This window comes from Streptomyces melanogenes (assembly GCF_014649795.1).
GTDB lineage: Bacteria > Actinomycetota > Actinomycetes > Streptomycetales > Streptomycetaceae > Streptomyces > Streptomyces noboritoensis.
The window spans coordinates 103560-120875 of sequence record NZ_BMTS01000023.1 but is presented as its reverse complement, the minus strand read 5'-3'; the positions used below and the strand labels follow the sequence as shown (position 1 = coordinate 120875).

General features: G+C 68.8%; 15 protein-coding genes and 1 pseudogene. 6 read left to right on the top strand and 10 right to left on the bottom strand.

Annotated elements, in window-relative coordinates:
• Positions 1 to 78: 78 nt before the first annotated feature.
• Complete coding sequence (locus tag IE252_RS34975; protein WP_229848988.1) at positions 79 to 417, top strand: GNAT family N-acetyltransferase; 339 nt, start codon at positions 79 to 81, stop codon at positions 415 to 417.
• 126 nt (positions 418 to 543) lie between these two features.
• Here the strand turns inward: IE252_RS34975 and IE252_RS34970 are convergent, their stop codons facing one another.
• The 3 genes from IE252_RS34970 to IE252_RS34960 form a co-directional block, all read right to left on the bottom strand.
• Positions 544 to 912 carry an SH3 domain-containing protein gene (locus IE252_RS34970; protein ID WP_229848987.1) on the bottom strand — a complete coding sequence of 123 codons (369 nt, stop codon included), beginning with the start codon at positions 910 to 912 and terminating at the stop codon, positions 544 to 546.
• A 199-nt stretch (positions 913 to 1111) separates the two neighbouring features.
• Positions 1112 to 2278, bottom strand: coding sequence for a hypothetical protein (locus tag IE252_RS34965; protein WP_190093490.1), 1167 nt, complete (start codon positions 2276 to 2278; stop codon positions 1112 to 1114).
• A gap of 230 nt (positions 2279 to 2508) precedes the next feature.
• Positions 2509 to 3456, bottom strand: coding sequence for a LysR family transcriptional regulator (locus IE252_RS34960; RefSeq protein WP_190093489.1), 948 nt, complete (start codon positions 3454 to 3456; stop codon positions 2509 to 2511).
• Between the two features lie 80 nt (positions 3457 to 3536).
• Here IE252_RS34960 and IE252_RS34955 point away from each other — a divergent pair, with 80 nt between their 5' ends.
• Positions 3537 to 4460, top strand: a complete 924-nt coding sequence (locus IE252_RS34955; protein ID WP_190093498.1) for a DMT family transporter — start codon at positions 3537 to 3539, stop codon at positions 4458 to 4460.
• The gene (locus IE252_RS34950) at positions 4430 to 4927 is read left to right on the top strand and encodes a YbaK/EbsC family protein (RefSeq protein WP_190093488.1); all 498 of its coding nucleotides are present in this window, start codon (positions 4430 to 4432) and stop codon (positions 4925 to 4927) included. The genes IE252_RS34955 and IE252_RS34950 overlap by 31 nt, the downstream gene beginning before the upstream one ends.
• Positions 4928 to 4966: 39 nt before the next feature.
• Here IE252_RS34950 and IE252_RS34945 read toward each other — a convergent pair whose 3' ends face one another.
• Positions 4967 to 5395 carry a TlpA family protein disulfide reductase gene (locus IE252_RS34945; RefSeq protein ID WP_229848986.1) on the bottom strand — a complete coding sequence of 143 codons (429 nt, stop codon included), beginning with the start codon at positions 5393 to 5395 and terminating at the stop codon, positions 4967 to 4969.
• A gap of 7 nt (positions 5396 to 5402) precedes the next feature.
• Positions 5403 to 5852 (bottom strand): DUF4395 domain-containing protein, encoded by a 450-nt coding sequence (locus IE252_RS34940; protein ID WP_190093487.1) that lies wholly within the window; start codon positions 5850 to 5852, stop codon positions 5403 to 5405.
• A gap of 438 nt (positions 5853 to 6290) precedes the next feature.
• Between IE252_RS34940 and IE252_RS34935 the strand changes: the two genes are divergently transcribed.
• A complete protein-coding gene (locus IE252_RS34935) occupies positions 6291 to 6959 on the top strand; it encodes a hypothetical protein (RefSeq protein ID WP_190093486.1) in 669 nt (222 codons plus the stop codon).
• A gap of 114 nt (positions 6960 to 7073) precedes the next feature.
• The gene (locus tag IE252_RS34930; RefSeq protein WP_190093485.1) at positions 7074 to 8522 is read left to right on the top strand and encodes a PepSY-associated TM helix domain-containing protein; all 1449 of its coding nucleotides are present in this window, start codon (positions 7074 to 7076) and stop codon (positions 8520 to 8522) included.
• A gap of 71 nt (positions 8523 to 8593) precedes the next feature.
• Here the strand turns inward: IE252_RS34930 and IE252_RS34925 are convergent, their stop codons facing one another.
• From IE252_RS34925 to IE252_RS34910, 4 genes are all read right to left on the bottom strand, one after another.
• The gene (locus tag IE252_RS34925) at positions 8594 to 8983 is read right to left on the bottom strand and encodes a hypothetical protein (protein ID WP_190093484.1); all 390 of its coding nucleotides are present in this window, start codon (positions 8981 to 8983) and stop codon (positions 8594 to 8596) included.
• Between the two features lie 233 nt (positions 8984 to 9216).
• The gene (locus IE252_RS34920) at positions 9217 to 10647 is read right to left on the bottom strand and encodes a sulfatase family protein (protein ID WP_190093483.1); all 1431 of its coding nucleotides are present in this window, start codon (positions 10645 to 10647) and stop codon (positions 9217 to 9219) included.
• Between the two features lie 246 nt (positions 10648 to 10893).
• Positions 10894 to 11592 (bottom strand): 2-phosphosulfolactate phosphatase, encoded by a 699-nt coding sequence (locus IE252_RS34915; RefSeq protein WP_190093482.1) that lies wholly within the window; start codon positions 11590 to 11592, stop codon positions 10894 to 10896.
• 117 nt (positions 11593 to 11709) lie between these two features.
• Positions 11710 to 12501 (bottom strand): DUF4394 domain-containing protein, encoded by a 792-nt coding sequence (locus IE252_RS34910; RefSeq protein ID WP_190093496.1) that lies wholly within the window; start codon positions 12499 to 12501, stop codon positions 11710 to 11712.
• Positions 12502 to 12934: 433 nt separating this feature from the next.
• Here IE252_RS34910 and IE252_RS34905 point away from each other — a divergent pair.
• Positions 12935 to 14148, top strand: a pseudogene (locus tag IE252_RS34905) (PucR family transcriptional regulator).
• A gap of 86 nt (positions 14149 to 14234) precedes the next feature.
• Here IE252_RS34905 and IE252_RS34900 read toward each other — a convergent pair.
• Positions 14235 to 16910, bottom strand: a complete 2676-nt coding sequence (locus tag IE252_RS34900) for a beta propeller lectin (RefSeq protein ID WP_190093481.1) — start codon at positions 16908 to 16910, stop codon at positions 14235 to 14237.
• Positions 16911 to 17316 lie beyond the last annotated feature (406 nt).

The window sequence follows — 17316 nt, the reverse complement described above, 5'->3', positions numbered from 1 at the left end:
ACTGAACAGACCAGTGCGCACTTCCTCAGCCTCGGCTGCGCAGAAAAGAGTTCAGTGCCCAGTCCAGAGCCTCGGGCATTGAACTCTTTTTCATCGTCCGACACCTACCGTCCTGGCGAGCTGTTCCCGACAACACTGATCGAGCAGCCGGGCGTGGACGTGTTCGTCGCCGTCCTCGACGGCGAGATGGTCGGAGCCGGTGTCAGCGTCGTCCACGAGGGGTTCGGCAGCCACTACTGGGTCGGCACACCGTCGGCACACCGCTCGCGCGGCGCCGGACGGGCCGTCATGCTCGGCTCGCTCGCGCCCCTCGCGAACCTGCCGGTGACACTCACCGCCTCACGGCTCGGACGACCGCTGTACGAGTCGCTGGGCTACACCGCCGTCACCTCGTCGACCTGGTGGTCCTCACAGTGATCCTCGCCCAGGCCTGACGTGGCGCCGCCGACCAGCGGTGCCACGTCACGAAGCCGGGGGCGGTCACGCGGTGCGGGCGTCTGTTCCGGCCCAGCCGGGACAGACGCCCATTGACACCCAATCAGCTCACTTGCAGTACGGCACCGGGGCGAGGTTCTGCACATAGCGGGCGGCCACCCAACCGGGCTTGCCCGCGCCGACCTTGTACCAGAGCCGGTTGCCGTCCACGTTCTGGGCGTTCTTCTTGCACTGCAGGGCGGTCACCGTGCCTTTGGGCAGCAGGTTGAGCCGCTTGGACGCGGTGGTCGCGTCCTGTCGCACCCACAGACCGCCGTTGGCGACAACCTTGCCGGTGGGCTGGGCCGCCGGGGCGGGAGCCTGCCGGGCGGCGGCGACGGTCGCCGTCGCGGGCGCCGCCGATGCCGTGCTGCTGCCGAGCAGGATCCCCGTTCCCGCAAGTGCCGCAACCGCTCCGGCGGCGACCACCTTGCGCATGCCAGATACGTACATTGCTTACCCTTTCACTCTCTTTGGGATGTACGCCCTGTAGGACCGCGAATCATGCCGACGCGTTCCATTGAACACGAAGAACTTCCGTACTTTGTATGCCAGTTGGCGTACGAATCGCGATTTTCCGCCACCCGGGAGGGAACGGTCGGCGTGCCGCCCAACCTGCCGCCGTGGGGGGCCGTCGTCATCGGTCCACGTCCTCGATGTCTGTGGAGCCGGGGTCCGCGTGGGGGTCGAGCCGGACGGTTCGGGTCGGGGGCTCGCCGGACGGGTGCAGTTCGGTCAGGTCGGCGGTTGCCGCGGCCGGGCGGAGAGTGGCGCGGACGTGGCTGCGCACCCAGCGCGGTCCGCGGTGCAGCCGACCGAAGTAGGCGGCTGCGGCGAGGGCCAGGATCAGTGCGGCGCCGAGGGAGGCAGGGCCGACGACCCAGCCGGCGGCGACGCTCTGGTCGCCGCCGCCGTTGGTACCGCCGTTGCTCGTTCCATTGTTGGTGCCGTTGCTCGTTCCGCTGTTGGTGCCGTTGTCCGTGACCGTGAACGTGGACTCGTCATACTGCTCGGGATAGGCCGTGCAGGCAGCCCGCACAGTGTGTTCGCCCGACTGTGCGTCGGCCAGGACCGTGATCTCGGTGGTGAAGCTGCCCGACTCGTCGACGGCGGCGGAACCGAGCGGCGGCTCGCCGCCGTCCCACCGGAAGTCGACCTCCGGGCACCCGAACCCGGTGCCGGTCGCCTTGAGGGTTGCGCTCATCGCGCCCTGCTCGGGGTCAAGGGTGAGGACAGGGGGCGCGGGGCTCTCGACGACGAGGGCGGCGTCCGCGTAGATGTCCGGTTCACCGGTGCATGCGGCCCGGAAGGTGTACGTATCAGGGGTCGTCGGGTCCGGGACAACCTCCTTGTACGAGAAGTCACCGTTCTCCGCCACGGCGATCGCGGATGCGATGGCAGGCCCATTGACCACGTAGAGGTCGACGGTCTTGGCAGAACACTGCGCGAACCCCGTGCCCTGGACGTCGATGGGGGTCCCGACCGATCCATGGTCGGGGTCGAGCGTCAGCGTCTGCTGCCCGGCGGGCGTGGTGCCGCCACCGCTGGTCACGGTGAAACCAGCCTCGGCCTGGTAGGCATTCCCGGAGTCGCAGGCCGCCTCGATCGTGTGGTGCGGCCCCGCTGTGGCGTCTTGCGGGACCATGATGGTGCCGGAGATCTCAGGTACATGCACCGTCGCCGGTGTCGAGTGCTGGCCGTCGAACGTGAGCGCCGCCTGGTCGCAGACATCGAATCCGGTGCCGGTGACCGAGACAGGTGTTCCGGGCGGCCCCTCATAGGTGGAGAGGGTGAGTTCCTCCACCTATCGCTGCGTGCCGACCGCCGCCAGGGACGTGGAAACGAGGGGTCCCACGCTCATGGCGGCGCTCAGAAGTACCGCAATCAACGATCGACGCACCAGCCGCACGACGGAGAACATGAGGGAGGGTGGAGGGGACCACCTCCCATTGTCCTCCCCCGCCGGTCAGGGCACCAGCCAGCGCGGGTCACCGCAGTGCTCGTACACCGGACAGCAGAAGGCAACTCGCCGCTTCACGCTTCGTCAGACAGTTTTCCGTTCGCCCCAAAACCCACGTTGCCGTCGCGGTTCTGGATCGTCGCGGCCGCATGGTGGAGTTCGTCGAGCACCGTACGTACAGCTCGCCGTGCGGAACGTTCGGGGCGGTACAGCACATCGATATGGCGTCGGGTGTGCACGCCGCTGAGCGGCCGGAAAACCAGTGCGGGGTGCGGACGAGTGGTCCAGCGTGGCATCAGAGCCAGGCCGCCTCGGGCGGCCACCACTTCGGCGACCACCGCGAATTCGTTGATGCGATGGACGATGTTGAGCCGCCGGTTCGCGGCGGTCGCGATGGCGTCGATGGTCGCCATCACGGGGAAGCCGTCGTGAACAGTGATCCAGGGTTGATCGGCGACATCGTGCGCGGTGAGGCGTCGTTTGGCGGCGAGGGGGTGGTCGGCGGGCAGGGCGACGTCGAGCGGTTCGCGCAGCAGCGTGCTGGCGGCCACCCAGGCCGGCCAGGGTGGCGCATGGTCGAGACGATGGGCGAGTACGAGATCGTAGTCCCGCGTCAGCGGCGGGAAGTGGTCCTGCGCGACGTCCTCGTCGGCGAGCGAGAGCTGCGGGCGCTCCGAGCCGCTGCGGCCACGCAGCAGCAGCGGGAAGAACGCGGCGGCCGCGCTGTGGAAAGCCGCCACCGACACGCCCAGGTCCGGCCGGGCGATGAACTCCTCGATGGTGTGCCGTGCCCTGGCCAGCGCACTCTCCACCTCGATGGCGGCGCCGGCCAGGGCCTCCCCGGCGTCGGTGAGCACCAGCCGCCGTCCCTGGCGCTCGGTGAGCGGGACGGGGATCGAGCGTTGCAGCAGTCGCAGCTGCTGGGAGACCGCCGAGGGGGTCATCATCAGCGCATCGGCGGTCGCGGTGACGCTGCCCAGTTCGCCGAGCTCCCGCAAGATCTGCAACTGTCGTTCGTTCACCCTCTCAGTGTAGTGATACTTCAAGATCCCTTAAGAGTCTCGTCCTTGGCTTCAGAGTGGAAGCGGTGCAGCTTAGGGGGGTGTTCCACGCCCGCCGCACTGACGCAGTGCTTCTGCTCGTCGCCATCGTCTGGGGCTCCAGCTACCTGGCCGCGAAGACAGCCACCCACGCCCTGCCCGTCCTCGTCGTACTGTTCGCGCGGTATGCGATCTCCGGGATCGCCTGCCTCGCCCTCGTCGCCGTACGGCACGAGGGGCGCTACACGCGAGACGAGATACGTATCGGCTCCCTCTTGGGGGTCACCCAGGCCGCTGTCCTGGTTCTCGAGACGTACGGCGTCGCGCACACCAGCGCCGCCAATGCCGGGCTGCTCATCAGCCTCACCATCGTGCTCACCCCACTCCTTGACCGCACGGCGGGCAACGGCCGACTGCCCGCGCGCTTCTTCGCCGCCACAGGCGTGTGCCTACTGGCCGTGACGCTGCTCGTGGCCGGCAGCGGCTTCCACACTCCCCGCACCGGCGACCTGCTGATGCTCGCCGCCGCAGGGGTGCGCGCGGTGCATGTCGCGCTCGTGGGACGGCTGACGAAGGGCCGTGTGGTCCGGCCGTTGCAGCTCACCACCATCCAGACGGTTCTCGGCTCGGTGCTGTTCGCCGTACCGGCCTCCAGTGGTCTGCCGAAGCTGACCCAGGTCGATGCCGCGGTCTGGGGCCAGCTCGTCTATCTGGCCCTGCTCTGCAGCGTGTTCGCCTTCCTCGCCCAGACCTGGGCGGTACAGAACACCTCCGCGAGCCGGGCCAGTCTGCTCCTGGGCACCGAACCGGTCTGGGCCGTCGCGGTCGGCATCGGCCTCGGCGGCGAGAAGGTCACCGTCCTCGCCGGTCTCGGAGCAGCTCTCATGGTCGCCGGAACGTACTGGGGACAGAGCATCGAACGCACCCACCGCACCGCCCACAAGGAGGAGTCCCCATGTCCGACAACGGCACCTATGAGCGTCTGATCCACCTGCTCGACAGCACGGACACCGTGTACAAGCTCATCGACCACGAACCGGAAGGCGCCACCGAAACGGTCAGCGCGCTGCGCGGACACCCGGTGTCGGAAGCGGCGAAGTGCCTCGTCCTGATCGTCAAGGTCGACCGGCGGGTCACTCGTTACGTGCTCGCGGTCGTCCCCGGCGACCGGCGTGTGGACCTCAACGCCATCCGCACGCTGTTCGCAGCCCGTTACGTCGGTTTCTGCGACGCGGCCACGGCCGAGCGACTGGCCCAGGCCGTCCCCGGCACGGTGCTGCCCTTCAGCTTCGACCCCGAACTCGAACTCGTCGCCGACCCGGACGTCGTCGCCCAGCCCCGCCTCTACTTCAACGCAGCCCGCCTCGACCGCTCACTGGCCATCTCCGGCGCGGACTACGCCAGGCTCGCCGAGCCGCGCGTCGAACGCATCGCCGGTCCCGTAGCGAGCTGACACACCGCCCTTGACGCCGTGCCCGTACCCGCTGGTTCCTCAGTCCGCCATGGCCAGCTCCACCGCCGACTCCATGTCGGCGGTGGTGGGCGGGCCGGAGGCGTGGCGCACGACGCGACCGGCGCGGTCGAGGACGAGCACCGTGGGCGTACGCATCACCTCGGCGCGACGGACCAGGTCCAGCCGCGCCTCGGCGTCGATCTCCACCAGGCGCACGCCGGGCGTCCGGGCGGCCACCTCGGCCAGCAGGCGACGGGTGCCGGGGCAGGTCGCGCAGAGGGCCGTCGAGAACTGCACCAGCGTCGCCCGCTCGCCGAGCGCCGCACCCAGCTCGTCGGCCGACAACCGCAGCGCGTCGCCCCGGCCGCCGTCGCGCAGCCTGCCGTCGCGCCGGGCGCGGACCAGCCCGAAGACGGTCGCGGCCGCCAGCACGACGGCGGCCACGATCAACCCGGTCGGATCGCTCACGGCTGCCTCACCCGTGGTTCAGCCGGGCCCGGCCGCGGACGCCGAGCAGGTAGAGCTCGCAGCCCAGGCAGTAGCCGAAGACGGCGTTCAAGAAGGCCGCCGCGAGCGCCGCCGCGCTCGCGGCGATGCCGAGCCAGGTGGCACCGGACAGGTAACCGGCCGCGCCGACCACCGCGAAGCCCAGGCCGACCGCCTGCGCGAACCGCGGCGGCCGCTCGTCCTCCAGCTCCTGCGGCGGCCCGAGACGGGGACGCACCAGCCGACGGTAGAGCCAGCCGTACGGGGACCAGCGCAATCCCAGGATCGCGCCGAGGGCGAAGACGACGGCCTGGGCCACGAGCGCCACGCCGCTGCCGGTGGCCAGGACCAGAAGGAGGACAAGGGTCGTGAGCCCGGCGGCGAAGCGCGGCCCACGCGGGTCGATTCGGACGGGCACAGCGGGGGTTCGGTCGGGCATGACGTACTCCGGGACGATACGGACGGATCCTGATGAATCGGGCGCGTGGTCAGCGACACGCGGCGGACCACACCCGACCGAAGTCGATGTGGGCCCTGATGACCAGGTGCGTCGCGGAGTACATACGGCCATTGCAGCAGCGACCCCCGCCGCGGTCAATCACCGCCCACCTGCTGGGCATGCGGGTCGCCCCTGGGGAGTTACGTGACATATTCACCCGTAATTTTCTCTATGCCGTTTTGATTCTTCCTGTGATTCAACCCACCGTGGCGTGGCGGTCTCCCTCCTCCGTTCGGCGGGGTTCGCGCGCCGTCCGGCGCAACTCCCGCCCGCCGTCAGCCCACTGACTTCTCGGCAGGAAACCGTCTGTCCCCCGGCCGCCGGGAGCCCCTCGTGCGGCGCAGCAGTGGCCCGGTAAGCACTGGATAAGTTGTGCCGGTGCACGGACCGGACAGCTGGCTGAGGCGGGCCTCCAAGGGCCTGCTCTGCGCTTCCGTGTGCCTGCTGCTGGGCGCGGTCAGCCACGTCGCCGCGGGCGGCCGACTGCCTGGGCCCGGTGGACTGGGTCTCATCCTCGCCGCTCTGACCGTTGCGGGCACCACCCTGTTCGGCGGTCGCCGACGGCGCTTCGACGTGACCACGCTCGCGCTGGGCGCGACGCAGTTCGGTCTCCACCTGGCGTTCCACCACCTGTCGATGTCGGACGGCAGCCACTCGGCCGCGATGACCGCGATGCCTGGCAGGGCCGCCGAGCACCACGCGACGCCCGGCCATGCGCCGGGCGCACATGCAGGCATGGACATGGCAGGCATGGACATGTCGAGCATGGCCCACGCGGGCTCCGGGCATGCGATGACCGCCGGGATGACACTGGCGCACGCCGTGGCCACGCTCGGGACCGCGCTGTGCGTCATCTACGGGGAACGGATTCTGCGGCGCCTGGCCGCCCTGGTCCTGCCACGTCTGCGCTTCGCCGCCCCGTCCACGCTCCCCGTGCCGCCCAAACGGCAGCTGCCACCGCCCTACGCCCCCGGCCATGCCCGCCTCGGCGTCCTGTTCACCCGCTGCCGCCCCCGGCGAGGCCCTCCCCCGGTGATTCCCGCCTGATCGCTCGTACGCGATCACGACACCCGTCGCTCTCGCGGCGACTCCCATCACCTATCGGCTTCGCTGTACGCGCCGCCCGCAATGAGCCTCGCGTACCCCTTTTGGGGAACACACATGTCTTCAACCATCATCGATCAAGAGCAGCAGAGACCCGTTTCGCCCGCCGAGCCGGCGCCCCCGAGGCGCCCCCGGCAGGCCGTACGGGCCCTGCTGGTACGGCTGCACTTCTACGCCGGGGTGTTCGTCGCCCCGTTCCTGCTCGTCGCCGCGCTCACCGGCCTGATCTACACGTTCGCGCCGCAGCTCGATCAGCTCGTCTACGGCGACCAGCTGCGCGTCGAACGGGTCGGCGAGCAGGTGCGTCCGCTGTCGGAACAGGTCGCCGCGGCACGTGCCGCGCACCCGGAGGGCAGCCTCGCCTCCGTCGTCACTCCGGCCGAGCCGGAGGACACCACCCGCGTGGTGCTGTCCGTGCCCGAGCTGGACGAGAAGCAGCGCACGGTCTTCGTCGACCCGTACACCGCGAAGGTGCGGGGTGAACTCACCACCTCGTGGGGTTCGACGCCGCTGACGTCCTGGCTCAGCGACCTCCACAAGAACCTGCACCTCGGCGAGACCGGGCGCCTCTACTCGGAGGTGGCCGCGAGCTGGCTCTGGGTGATCGTCGCGGGCGGCCTCGTGCTGTGGATCGGCCGCGCCCGCGGGCAGCGCGCAAAGTCCCCGCGGGGCGTCCTGCTGCCCGACCGCGCCGCCCGCGGTGTACGCCGGACCCGGAGTTTCCACGCGGCGACGGGCGTCTGGCTGGCCCTCGGCCTGTTCTTCCTGAGCGCCACCGGTCTGACCTGGTCCCACTACTCCGGCGACCGCTTCGGGCAGCTGCTCGACGCGGCCAAGGGCCACGCGCCGGAGCTCGACACCCTGCTGCCGGGCGCCCGGCCCGCGGCCGAAGCGGCGGGCGGCGAGCACGCGGGCCACGTCGGCCACGGCGGTGCCCACAAGAGCGCGGACCCGGATCCGGCCGCCTTCGACGCGGCCCTCGCCGCTGCCCGCAAGAGCGGGCTGGGCGGCACCGTCCAGGTGACGCCTGCCGTCGATCCCTCCAGTGCCTGGACCGTTGCCCAGAAGGACAACGTCTGGCCGGTGCACTACGACCAGGTCGCCGTCGACACCGCTATGGGCGAGGTCACCGCGCACACCCGATGGGCGGACTACCCGCTCCTCGCCAAGTTCAGCAAACTGGGTGTGCAGGGGCACATGGGCGTGCTCTTCGGCATCGTCAACCAGATCGTGCTGGCCGTCGTGGCACTCGGCCTGGTTCTCGTGACCTTCTGGGGCTACCGGATGTGGTGGCAGCGCCGCCCGACGCGCGAGGACCGCGCCGCCCGGCTGGGCAAGGCGCCGACCCGCGGCGCCTGGCGCGGCCTGCCACTGCCGGTCCTCGTCCTGGGTGCCCCGGCGCTGGCCGCACTGTGCTGGGCACTGCCGGTCCTGGGCGTGACCCTGCTCGCCTTCCTGGTACTGGACGTGGCCATCGGTCTCGTACGCCGGGCCCGGCCGGCCTAGCGGAACGGGGAGGGCCCGGCGGCACCTTGCCGCCGGGCCCTTCGCCGCCAAAGATCGCGCCGCGATGAGCGTCAGCTCACGTAAATGGGTTCCGTGCAGTAGAAGCTGCTCGATGTCGGCTCGATGCAGACCCTGATCGGATCGAAGTTGGGGTCGTTGAAAAAGGCTCCGACATTGTTGTTGAGGCACTGACCGACTGAGAGCGTTACCGTCTTGTCGTAAAGCCGATCCAGCGTCTTGAAGTCCTGGCCTATGATCTCGACGCTGGTCCTGGTGCTCTGGTGGTTGCACACGTTGAGCCAGGCGCTGCCGTCGTTGTAGTAGTAGTTGTTGCCGCTGACGAAGAACCAGTCGAGATTCTGGCCACTTATCTGGTTCGCACTCGCGGCTCCCGCACTCGTGAACGTGAGCGTGAGAGCTGCGGCGCCGGCCAGGATTCCGACTAGACGCATCTTCATCATGTGGTTCCCCCCATGAGGTAGAGGTTTGCCTGACGGTGGGTGCTGTCGGGCTTTTCCGGTTCGAACGGACAGACCTCCGCAGCACGGCGAGGAGCCTAGGATCGCCAACGGTCGTCCAACAACGCCCTGGGACAACCCGGGACAGTCTTGGACGGCCGTCCCCACACCCGCGGTCGCGCTACCACCGGTCAGGTCACCGAGCCAAACGACAACGACCTCTCAGGAACCCGGCATCACTCGCCCGGATACGGCAGCAGCCCCTTGTCCGTCCTCTCCCACGCCGCCTTCAACTCGCCCAGGAGCTTCGGCTCGTCCACGGCGCGGTCGGCCTGTTCCCGCCGGTCCTCGGCCAGGTTGAACAGCTGGTCCTGGCCGCCCTTGCCCCGGTAGTACTTCCAGTCCCCACGCCGCAGCGCCCGCTCCCCGCGCACGCGCCAGAACAGTTCGCGCTCGGCGAGCCGCTCGCCCTTCAGCAGGTAGGGGGCAAGGCTCGTGCCGTCCAGCTTGTACGCCGGGTGCGGCCGTGCCCCGCCGATCTCCAGGAGCGTCGCGGTCCAGTCCGGGGTGAAGACCGGCTCATGGCTGACCTGCCCGCCGTCGAGGCGCGCGGGCCACCGCACGATGGTCGGCACGCGGATGCCGCCCTCCTTCAGCGAGGACTTGTTGCCCGACAGGGGCCAGTTGTACGAGAAGCGCTCACCGCCGTTGTCCGAGGCGAAGAACACGAGGGTGTCCCGCTCCTGCCCGGACTTCTTCAAGGCGCGCAGCACCTCACCGATCGACCGGTCCAGGTCCTGCACCATCTCCGTGTACTTCAGTAGGGAGCCGCCGTCCTGGTGCCAGAGCGCCCCCTTCTGGCCCGCCTTGACCCTGCGTACGATCTCAGCGCTCTCCTCCTCGTCCCCCTCCGCGATCCAGGGCCAGTGCGGGGTGGTGAAGTTGAGGTTGAGCAGCCACGGCTGGTCGCGGTGATCACGCTGGACGTACTCACTGGCGCGCTCGGTCAGGATGCGCGTGTAGTAGCGCAGATCCTTGTACTCGGCATCCCCCTCCCGTACGTCCCCTTCGTACAGGTCGTACTCTCCACCGAGCCCCAGCTTCGAGTAGTACTCCAGAGCCCCGCCGAAGTTCCCGAAGAACTCGTCCCAGCCCGACTTCGTGGGCGAGTAGTCCGGCAGGTACCCGCAGTGCCACTTGCCGATGAGCGCGGTCGCGTAGCCCGCGTCGCGCAGCAGCGAGGCCAGTGTGGGATGCGTCGGTTCGAGCCCGACGGACCTGTCCGCGATCGTCTCCGCGAGACCGCCCTTCGTACGTCCGGGAAAGCGCCCCGTGTACAGGCTGAACCGCGTCGGCGAGCAGGTCGCGGACCCGGCGTAGGCATCCGTGAACCGCACCCCCTGCCGCGCGAGCCGGTCCAGGTTCGGGGTCTTGATGTGCGGGGCGCCGTAGGAGGAGAGATCGGCCCAGCCGAGGTCGTCACCGAGGATGAACAGGATGTTGGGCCGCTTGCCCCGCCGGTGCGGCGCGGCCTCGAACGGCCTTTCCTCCAGCGGGGTTTGGGCCTGGGCATCGGCAGCGGACACGCCGACAGCAGCCACGGTGGCGCCCGCCGCGACGGCACCGCCGAAGGCACGCCGGGACAGCTTGGATTCGTACGAGGACACAGTGCACTCCTGAGCAGGGCACGGCGCACCACGGCGTCACGTACCCGAAGAGAGTCGAGAGGGAGTCGGTTCAGGCAGCGCGACGACAGATGGCGCTCGCGACACGGACCAGGTCGACGTGGCGGCACTCCACAAGCGTGACCGTCGGGTCACCGGGCAGCTGCATGAGCCAGGAGCCTCGCCGAGGGGCTGCGCACGTGTCAACGAAAAGGCCCGCCTGTTCACACGGGCTTCGTACTGCGCACCTCAGCGGATACGGGACGGGATCTCGGGCACCGCAACGGGACGTAGCACCGTGAGCGACTCTTCTTGGCGAGCCATCATCGCAAAGGGGAACCTGTCGATTTCCAAGCAGAGATCGACATCGTCCGGGTGGTATCCGCTCCGCAGCCCAGCGGCGAGGTCTGCCGCGGCACGGGAACTTCTGGCTCGGTGGAGATACGGGGCCGCCTCGACATGGCCTCCGGCCATACATTCACCAATGTATTGGGCACAGGCCAGGTCCTCGTCGGCCCGGCCTCCCTCGCCGGTGACAACGAACGTCACCGGACCGGAATCCTTGCTCTGCAGGAACCGCGCGGTCGGGCCCGCAACCACGAAGCTCGCGCACAGGACCAGCGGTGCGTTCGCGACGGCCAGCGCGCCCACGGTTCCCGCCGTCGTCTTCTGCACCAAAGTACGACCAGCGAAATCGCACGACCTGAGCAGACCAGGTGAGTTCACCGCGTCGAAGCCGGCTGCTGGAGCTCCGTCCTTCAGCGCCAGCCAACCCGAGTGGCTCTCCTTCAAGGCGAGTGCCTCGCTCTCCGTTGAGGCCAGGACGAGCCGCTCGACGCCACGCGAGAAGGCCCAGGCCGCCACGGTGAAGGCACGCATGACGTCGATGACGACTGCGACACGGGGAACTCCGGTCAACTCCGGTATGCCAACAAAGTGATGATCCATCGCACCATTCTGACGCCCCTGGATCAATGCAGTGGCCGCCCTCGACAGGGATGCGGAGAGCCTCGCCGCGAACCGGGGCGGCCGGGCTCGCGGCGAGGAGGCGCGTTCCGGGAAGGTTCAGCTTCCGGTGAGGGTGATGGCCAGGTCCGTGATGTTCAGGGGGAACTGGCCGACGGCGGTGGCTTCGCCGGTGAAGAGGTTGATGCTGTAGAGGGACGGCGTGCTCGCGCCGTACGGGGTGAGCGAGGCGAAGGCGATGTTCGAGTTCGTCTTGCCGTTGGTCAGGTTGCTGAAGATGTCCAGGCCCGCGTTGGGGCTCGCGTCGAGGGTGAGGGAGCCGGTCGGGGACAGGGTGCCGTTGTTGGCGGGCGCCTGGATCACGACCTGGTCCGCTTTGGTGTCGATGTCGAACAGCGTGGTCGCGGTGGCCCCGTTGAGGTCGTTGTTCGTGTAGGCGGCCGCGGTGACAGCCCTGGCCGGACCGGTGGCCGGCGGGGTGGTCAGGGTGGTGTCCTCGACCGTGGTGTGGTCGTGGAGGTTGTGCCGCAGGTTCTGGCCGTTGTCGCTGATCACGCGGAGCCGGTCGGCCGCCGGATTGAAGTCGACGTCGAAGTTGGTGCCGTACAGCGCGACCTGGAGCTGGGAGACCTTGGTGACGACCACGTCCGCGGTGGCCGGCGGTGTCTTGATCGTGTAGATGCCGCCCTGGTCGCCGACTCCGTACATCAGGCCGTCCTGGACCCGGTAGTCGATCCCGATCAACTTCTGGTCGCCGACGAGGCCGGTGACGGCCCTGACCCAGTCGAGCACGGTGGGCCGGTCGGTGGTGAAGGTGGCCATCAGGGTGCCGTCGCCGGTGATCCCGTACGCCCGCAGACCGGCGGCGGCGCCCGAGGCGCTGCTCGGCATGCTCAGCGCGAGCGTGGTGGAAACGGACACGACCGCGACGGCCGCGGCGACGCCCCGTCTGACCCCTGTGCTGACTCTGGTTTTCCTTCCTGCCTTCACTGGTTTCTCCCTTCCGTCTGAAATCAAGTCAGTACTTGCCGCACGCACGCGAATAAGAGGGAGTGACTCCCAAGTGATGCGCCGACTGGTTTGCGGAGCGCGGCATGGGGCGGTCATCGCCGACGCTTCCCCACGCGCGGGTATGTGGTTCCCATTAAGCCCACGCCGTCAGGGCCCCACAAGCGGATAGGACACCAAGAGGGCCACCTCCCGGGAACTTTGCGCACTGTGACAAAGTCGCCGCAGATACGCCCATCATCAATTCACGCGGCGTGATGAACGTCGTCCGGTTTTCGACTGACGAAGGTTCACCGCGACGGACATGCTCCCGTCCATGGGGAGTCTCTTCGCGGAGCTGGCCCGGCAGGCGTCAGCCAACGCGTGCCGGGAGGTCGAGGCGTACGTACGCGAGATCCCGGAGCTCGGAACCCTGGACGCGTCCCCCCGGGACAGGGCCGAGACGTTGGAGTACGCACTGTGGCTCAGGCGTCGTACGAACGAACTCGCCCCGAGCAGCGGCGCGTTGACCGAGGGCGACCTCTCCTACATCGCCTCGATGGGCGAGACACGGGCCGATGCGGGCATGTCGTTGGAGTCGCGGCAGCAGGTCCTGCGACTGCATACCGCGCTCATGCTGCGCGAGATCAACGAGGCGACCGACGCCCAGCGCGGCGGCGGAGTCGACGAACTCATGTGCATGATGAACTGGTTCGCCCCGCAGGGCGTGCGCGGCATCGGCGCCTACTGCCAGGGATTCGTGAGGGTGCTGCGCCGCCGCCTACCGTACGTCGAGCAGGTCGCCCTACTGGCCCGGTCGTTGCTGATCGCAGACCCCATGGCGGCGGAACTCGCCCTGGCCGTGGGCATGGAGCTGCCCGAACACTGCGCGGTGACGGTGATCCGGGTGCCGGACAGCCCTGTCGGCGACCGTGACCTGGCAAGCGAGATCGAGGCACTGGTGAAGAGACACCAGGTGCCGGTCGTGTGGTGCCCGCAAGGCGCAGGCGGGGGCGGTGAGCTGATCGCCCTGGTACCCCTGCTTCCCGGCACCGCCGAGTCCGTACGACGGCACGCCGCACCCGACCTCGTATCCGATCTCGTACGGGACTTCGGTGAAGCTCTCGGCCGCCCCTGTGCCGCCGGGACCGCCACCGCACCGGCGTCCGAGCTCGCCGGTGCCCTGGACCGGGCCCGGCGGATCAGCCGGGCGGCCCCGCTGCGACGGGCGTCCGCGCGGCTTCGGCCGCACACCCTGGCGGACGTGTTCGTCGAACTCGCCGTCGCGGACGTACCGTTCGCCGACGACTGGCTCCGGACGGTGGCCCGGCGCCTGGCCTCCGGCCCGGACCTCCTCGTCACACTGGACGCGTACTACGGCTACGGCATGAGCCGCGGGCCGACGGCGGCTGCGCTCAACGTCCACCCGCGCACCCTGGACTACCGCCTGCGTCGGGTACAGGAGCTCACCGGCATCACCCGGGCTCGACACACGGCGTACGGATCCTCAGCTCGGTCGTCGCGCGACGCCTTTCGGGAGCGTGGCGCTGAGCCGGACGGACGCCTTTTGGAGTCCGGGGAACTTCCGTGCCACGGAGGGGCGCTCGGCAGGCCGCTCCGGCTCAGCTACGCCGCCTTCAGGTTTGCAGGTCCGCCAACTTCTTCTTTGCCGCAGCGAGTTTGGGCCCGTAGGTACTGGGGTCCGCCGCGTTGAGCTGCGTGTAGAGATCGACTGCTTCTTGGAGGAGTGCGATGGCGCGTTGCTTCTGACCGGTGCCGACGAGGAAGTCGGATGTGGGTGACATGAGCCAGTCGGCCAATTGCGGGCGGTAGGAGGGTGTTCTGGCGGCGAGGATGCGCAGGTTGTCTACGGCCTGTACCGCGAAGTCGGCTGATTTCGTGCGGAGCTCGGGCTTGGGCCACAAATGACCCGCCACCTCCATGGCACCCGAGGAGAACTGGGACGCGAGCTCGTCGTCGTTCGGAGATTCCTTGATGAGTTTGCGGTACAGGTCGACAGATTCGTCTCCCATGGCGACTGCTTCGTCCCAGCGGCCGACCATGGCAAGGAGCGACGCTGTCGGCGCAGCCGTCCAGTGTGCCAACTGGCGTCGGTACGACGGATTCCGCGCGGCAAGGGCCCGCAGGGTGTCCATGCCCTTGGCGGCGAGGTCAGCCGCTTTTACTTGCAACTCAGGCTTGCCCCACCACTTACCGGCGACCTCGACCGAGGCCCACGAGACACGATAGGCAAGGTCATCGTCGTTCGGATTCTCGGCAGCGAGCTTGCGATACAGACTGACGGATTCCTCACCAAGGGTGACGGCCTCGTCCCAGCGGCCGACCGCGGCGAGGAAGGCCGCGGTGGGGGACGTTTCCCACTGCGCCAGGTCACGCCGGTATGACGGCGTTCTCGTAGCAAGGGCCCGGAGGTTGTCCATACCTTTGACGGCGAGGTCGGTCGCTTTGGCCTGCAACTCAGGCTTGCCCCACCACTTCCCGGCAACCTCGATCGACGCCCACGAAACACGGTACGCGAGCTCGTCATCATTCGGGTTCTCGGCGGCGAGCTTGCGATACAGGCTGACGGCCTCCTCACCAACCGCCACAGCCTCGTCCCAACGACCGACCATGGCGAGGAAGGCCGCTGTCGGTGAAGTCGCCCAGTGGGCCAGTTGGCGCCGGTACGAGGGATTCCGCGCGGCCAGGGCCCGCAGGTTGTCCGTGCCCTTGACGGCGAGATCCGTCGCTTTCGCCTGCAACTCAGGCTTGCCCCACCACTTTCCCGCAACCTCGATCGACGCCCACGAAACACGGTACGCGAGCTCATCGTCGTTCGGATTCTCGGCAGCGAGCTTGCGATACAGACTGACGGATTCCTCACCAAGGGTGACGGCCTCGTCCCAGCGGCCGACCGCGGTGAGGAAGGCGGTGGCCGGGGCCACTTCCCACTCCGCCAGCTGACGCCGGTAGGACGGGTAGTCGGCCGTCAGCGGGCGCAGTGCCTGAACGGCATCCACCGCCAACTGGGCACCGACGTCCCGGTTGTCGAGGAGGCTGAAGAACATTCCCGCCATGCTGACCAGCGCCTGGAACCCTTCGGCCATCTTGCTTTCGTTCACTTCAGTCGAATGGTGGATGACGGTGCTGCGCGCCATGGGGTCCACCGTGCCGGGAGCGGAGAGCACTTTGGGGCCGGTCCAGCGGCCGAATTGCTCCAGCATGCGGAATTCGCAGAGGCTCTTGTCCGTGCGCGGCACGATCACCGATGCGAATCCGTTGTCGTACTTCACCGCCGAGACCGGTGCTCCCGGCGCGGCGAAACCGGCACCGCTGATCCTTACCGGAGTGGCCCAGGAACTGTTGTTCTGCTCCCAAGTGACATACAGCGCACCGTCGTTACCCACGATGAACGCATCGAGCTGATGGAAGTCGCCCTCATCCGACTGGGTGACACTGGCGACACCGGCGCCGGGCGGGGCGAAGCGCGACGAGGTGAGCGCGATCGGGTGGGACCAAGCGCTGTTGTTCGCCTCCCACAGCACGTACAAGACACCGTCATTGCCCACGACGAACACGTCGAGCTGGTCGTTGGCCTGCCGCCCCGTGGCAAGAGTCGCGCCGGGTGGAGCGAAACGGGGCGGGGTGAGCGCGATCGGCTGGGACCAGGGACCGTTGTTCGCCTCCCACAGCACATACAAGGCCCCATCGTTACCCACCACGAACACGTCGAGCTGGTCGTTGGCCTGTCGTCCCGTGGCGAGCGCGGCGCCGGGTGGGGCGAAGCGGGGCGGGGTGAGCGGGATGGGCTGGGACCAGGCGCTGTTGTTCGCCTCCCACAGCACGTACAAGACACCGTCATTGCCCACGACGAACACGTCACGCTGGTCGTTGGCCTGGGCGCCGGTGGTCAAGGCCGCGCCCGCAGGGGCGAAGCCCTTCGGCGTCAGAGCCGCACGCTGGCGGGCGCCGGGAGTGCTGAAGGGCCACCACGTGACCCAGAGCACGCCCTCGTTGTCGACCACGAACGCGTCGGCCTGGCGCTCGGACTGAGTGGCGCCCGCCACCCCGGCCACCGCTGGGGCGACGCCCGGATCGCCGATCGGCACTGCGGGCGCATAGGCGCCGACACCATCGGGGCTGGGGCTGTCGAACGAGTAGTTCATGAATAATCCGCCGTTGAGACCCACCGCAACGACGAAGCTGGAGCCCACGCGGTAGCTGCGGCTCAACGCGGCGGTCGGCGGTCTCCCCTGACTGGCCGCAGCGACGGCCGGCGTGCCGATCCCTGTCACACCGGCGGCCAGGGCCACTCCTCCGGCGGTCCTGAGTACCGTACGACGCGACCATGCCTGTCTGTCCATGAGCTCTCCCGATCGTGTTGGGTCGGTCGAAAAGACTGGGGCGACACCACGGAGCGTCCTGCACCGGTGCGGCGGATGCCAGAGTGCCCCGAGGGATTGGCGTGATGGGGGCAGCGACCAGTCCTGTCTCCTCTGACGCCCACTGCACGGACTCTGCCTGCACACCTGTTGCACTGCTGCGGGTGTGTTGCCTGCCCCCGGTTCGGCGAACAGCGCCGGACCGCCGTCAGGATGGACCTCGCAGAGGTCGTCTGTCGCGCCCCGGTCCGGTGAGTGGACCGCGACGCCCCCCGGCCCAGCCCGACACTGATCGTCGTCTGCGAGGTGGGTTGCGGGGTGGAGGCACACATACCTT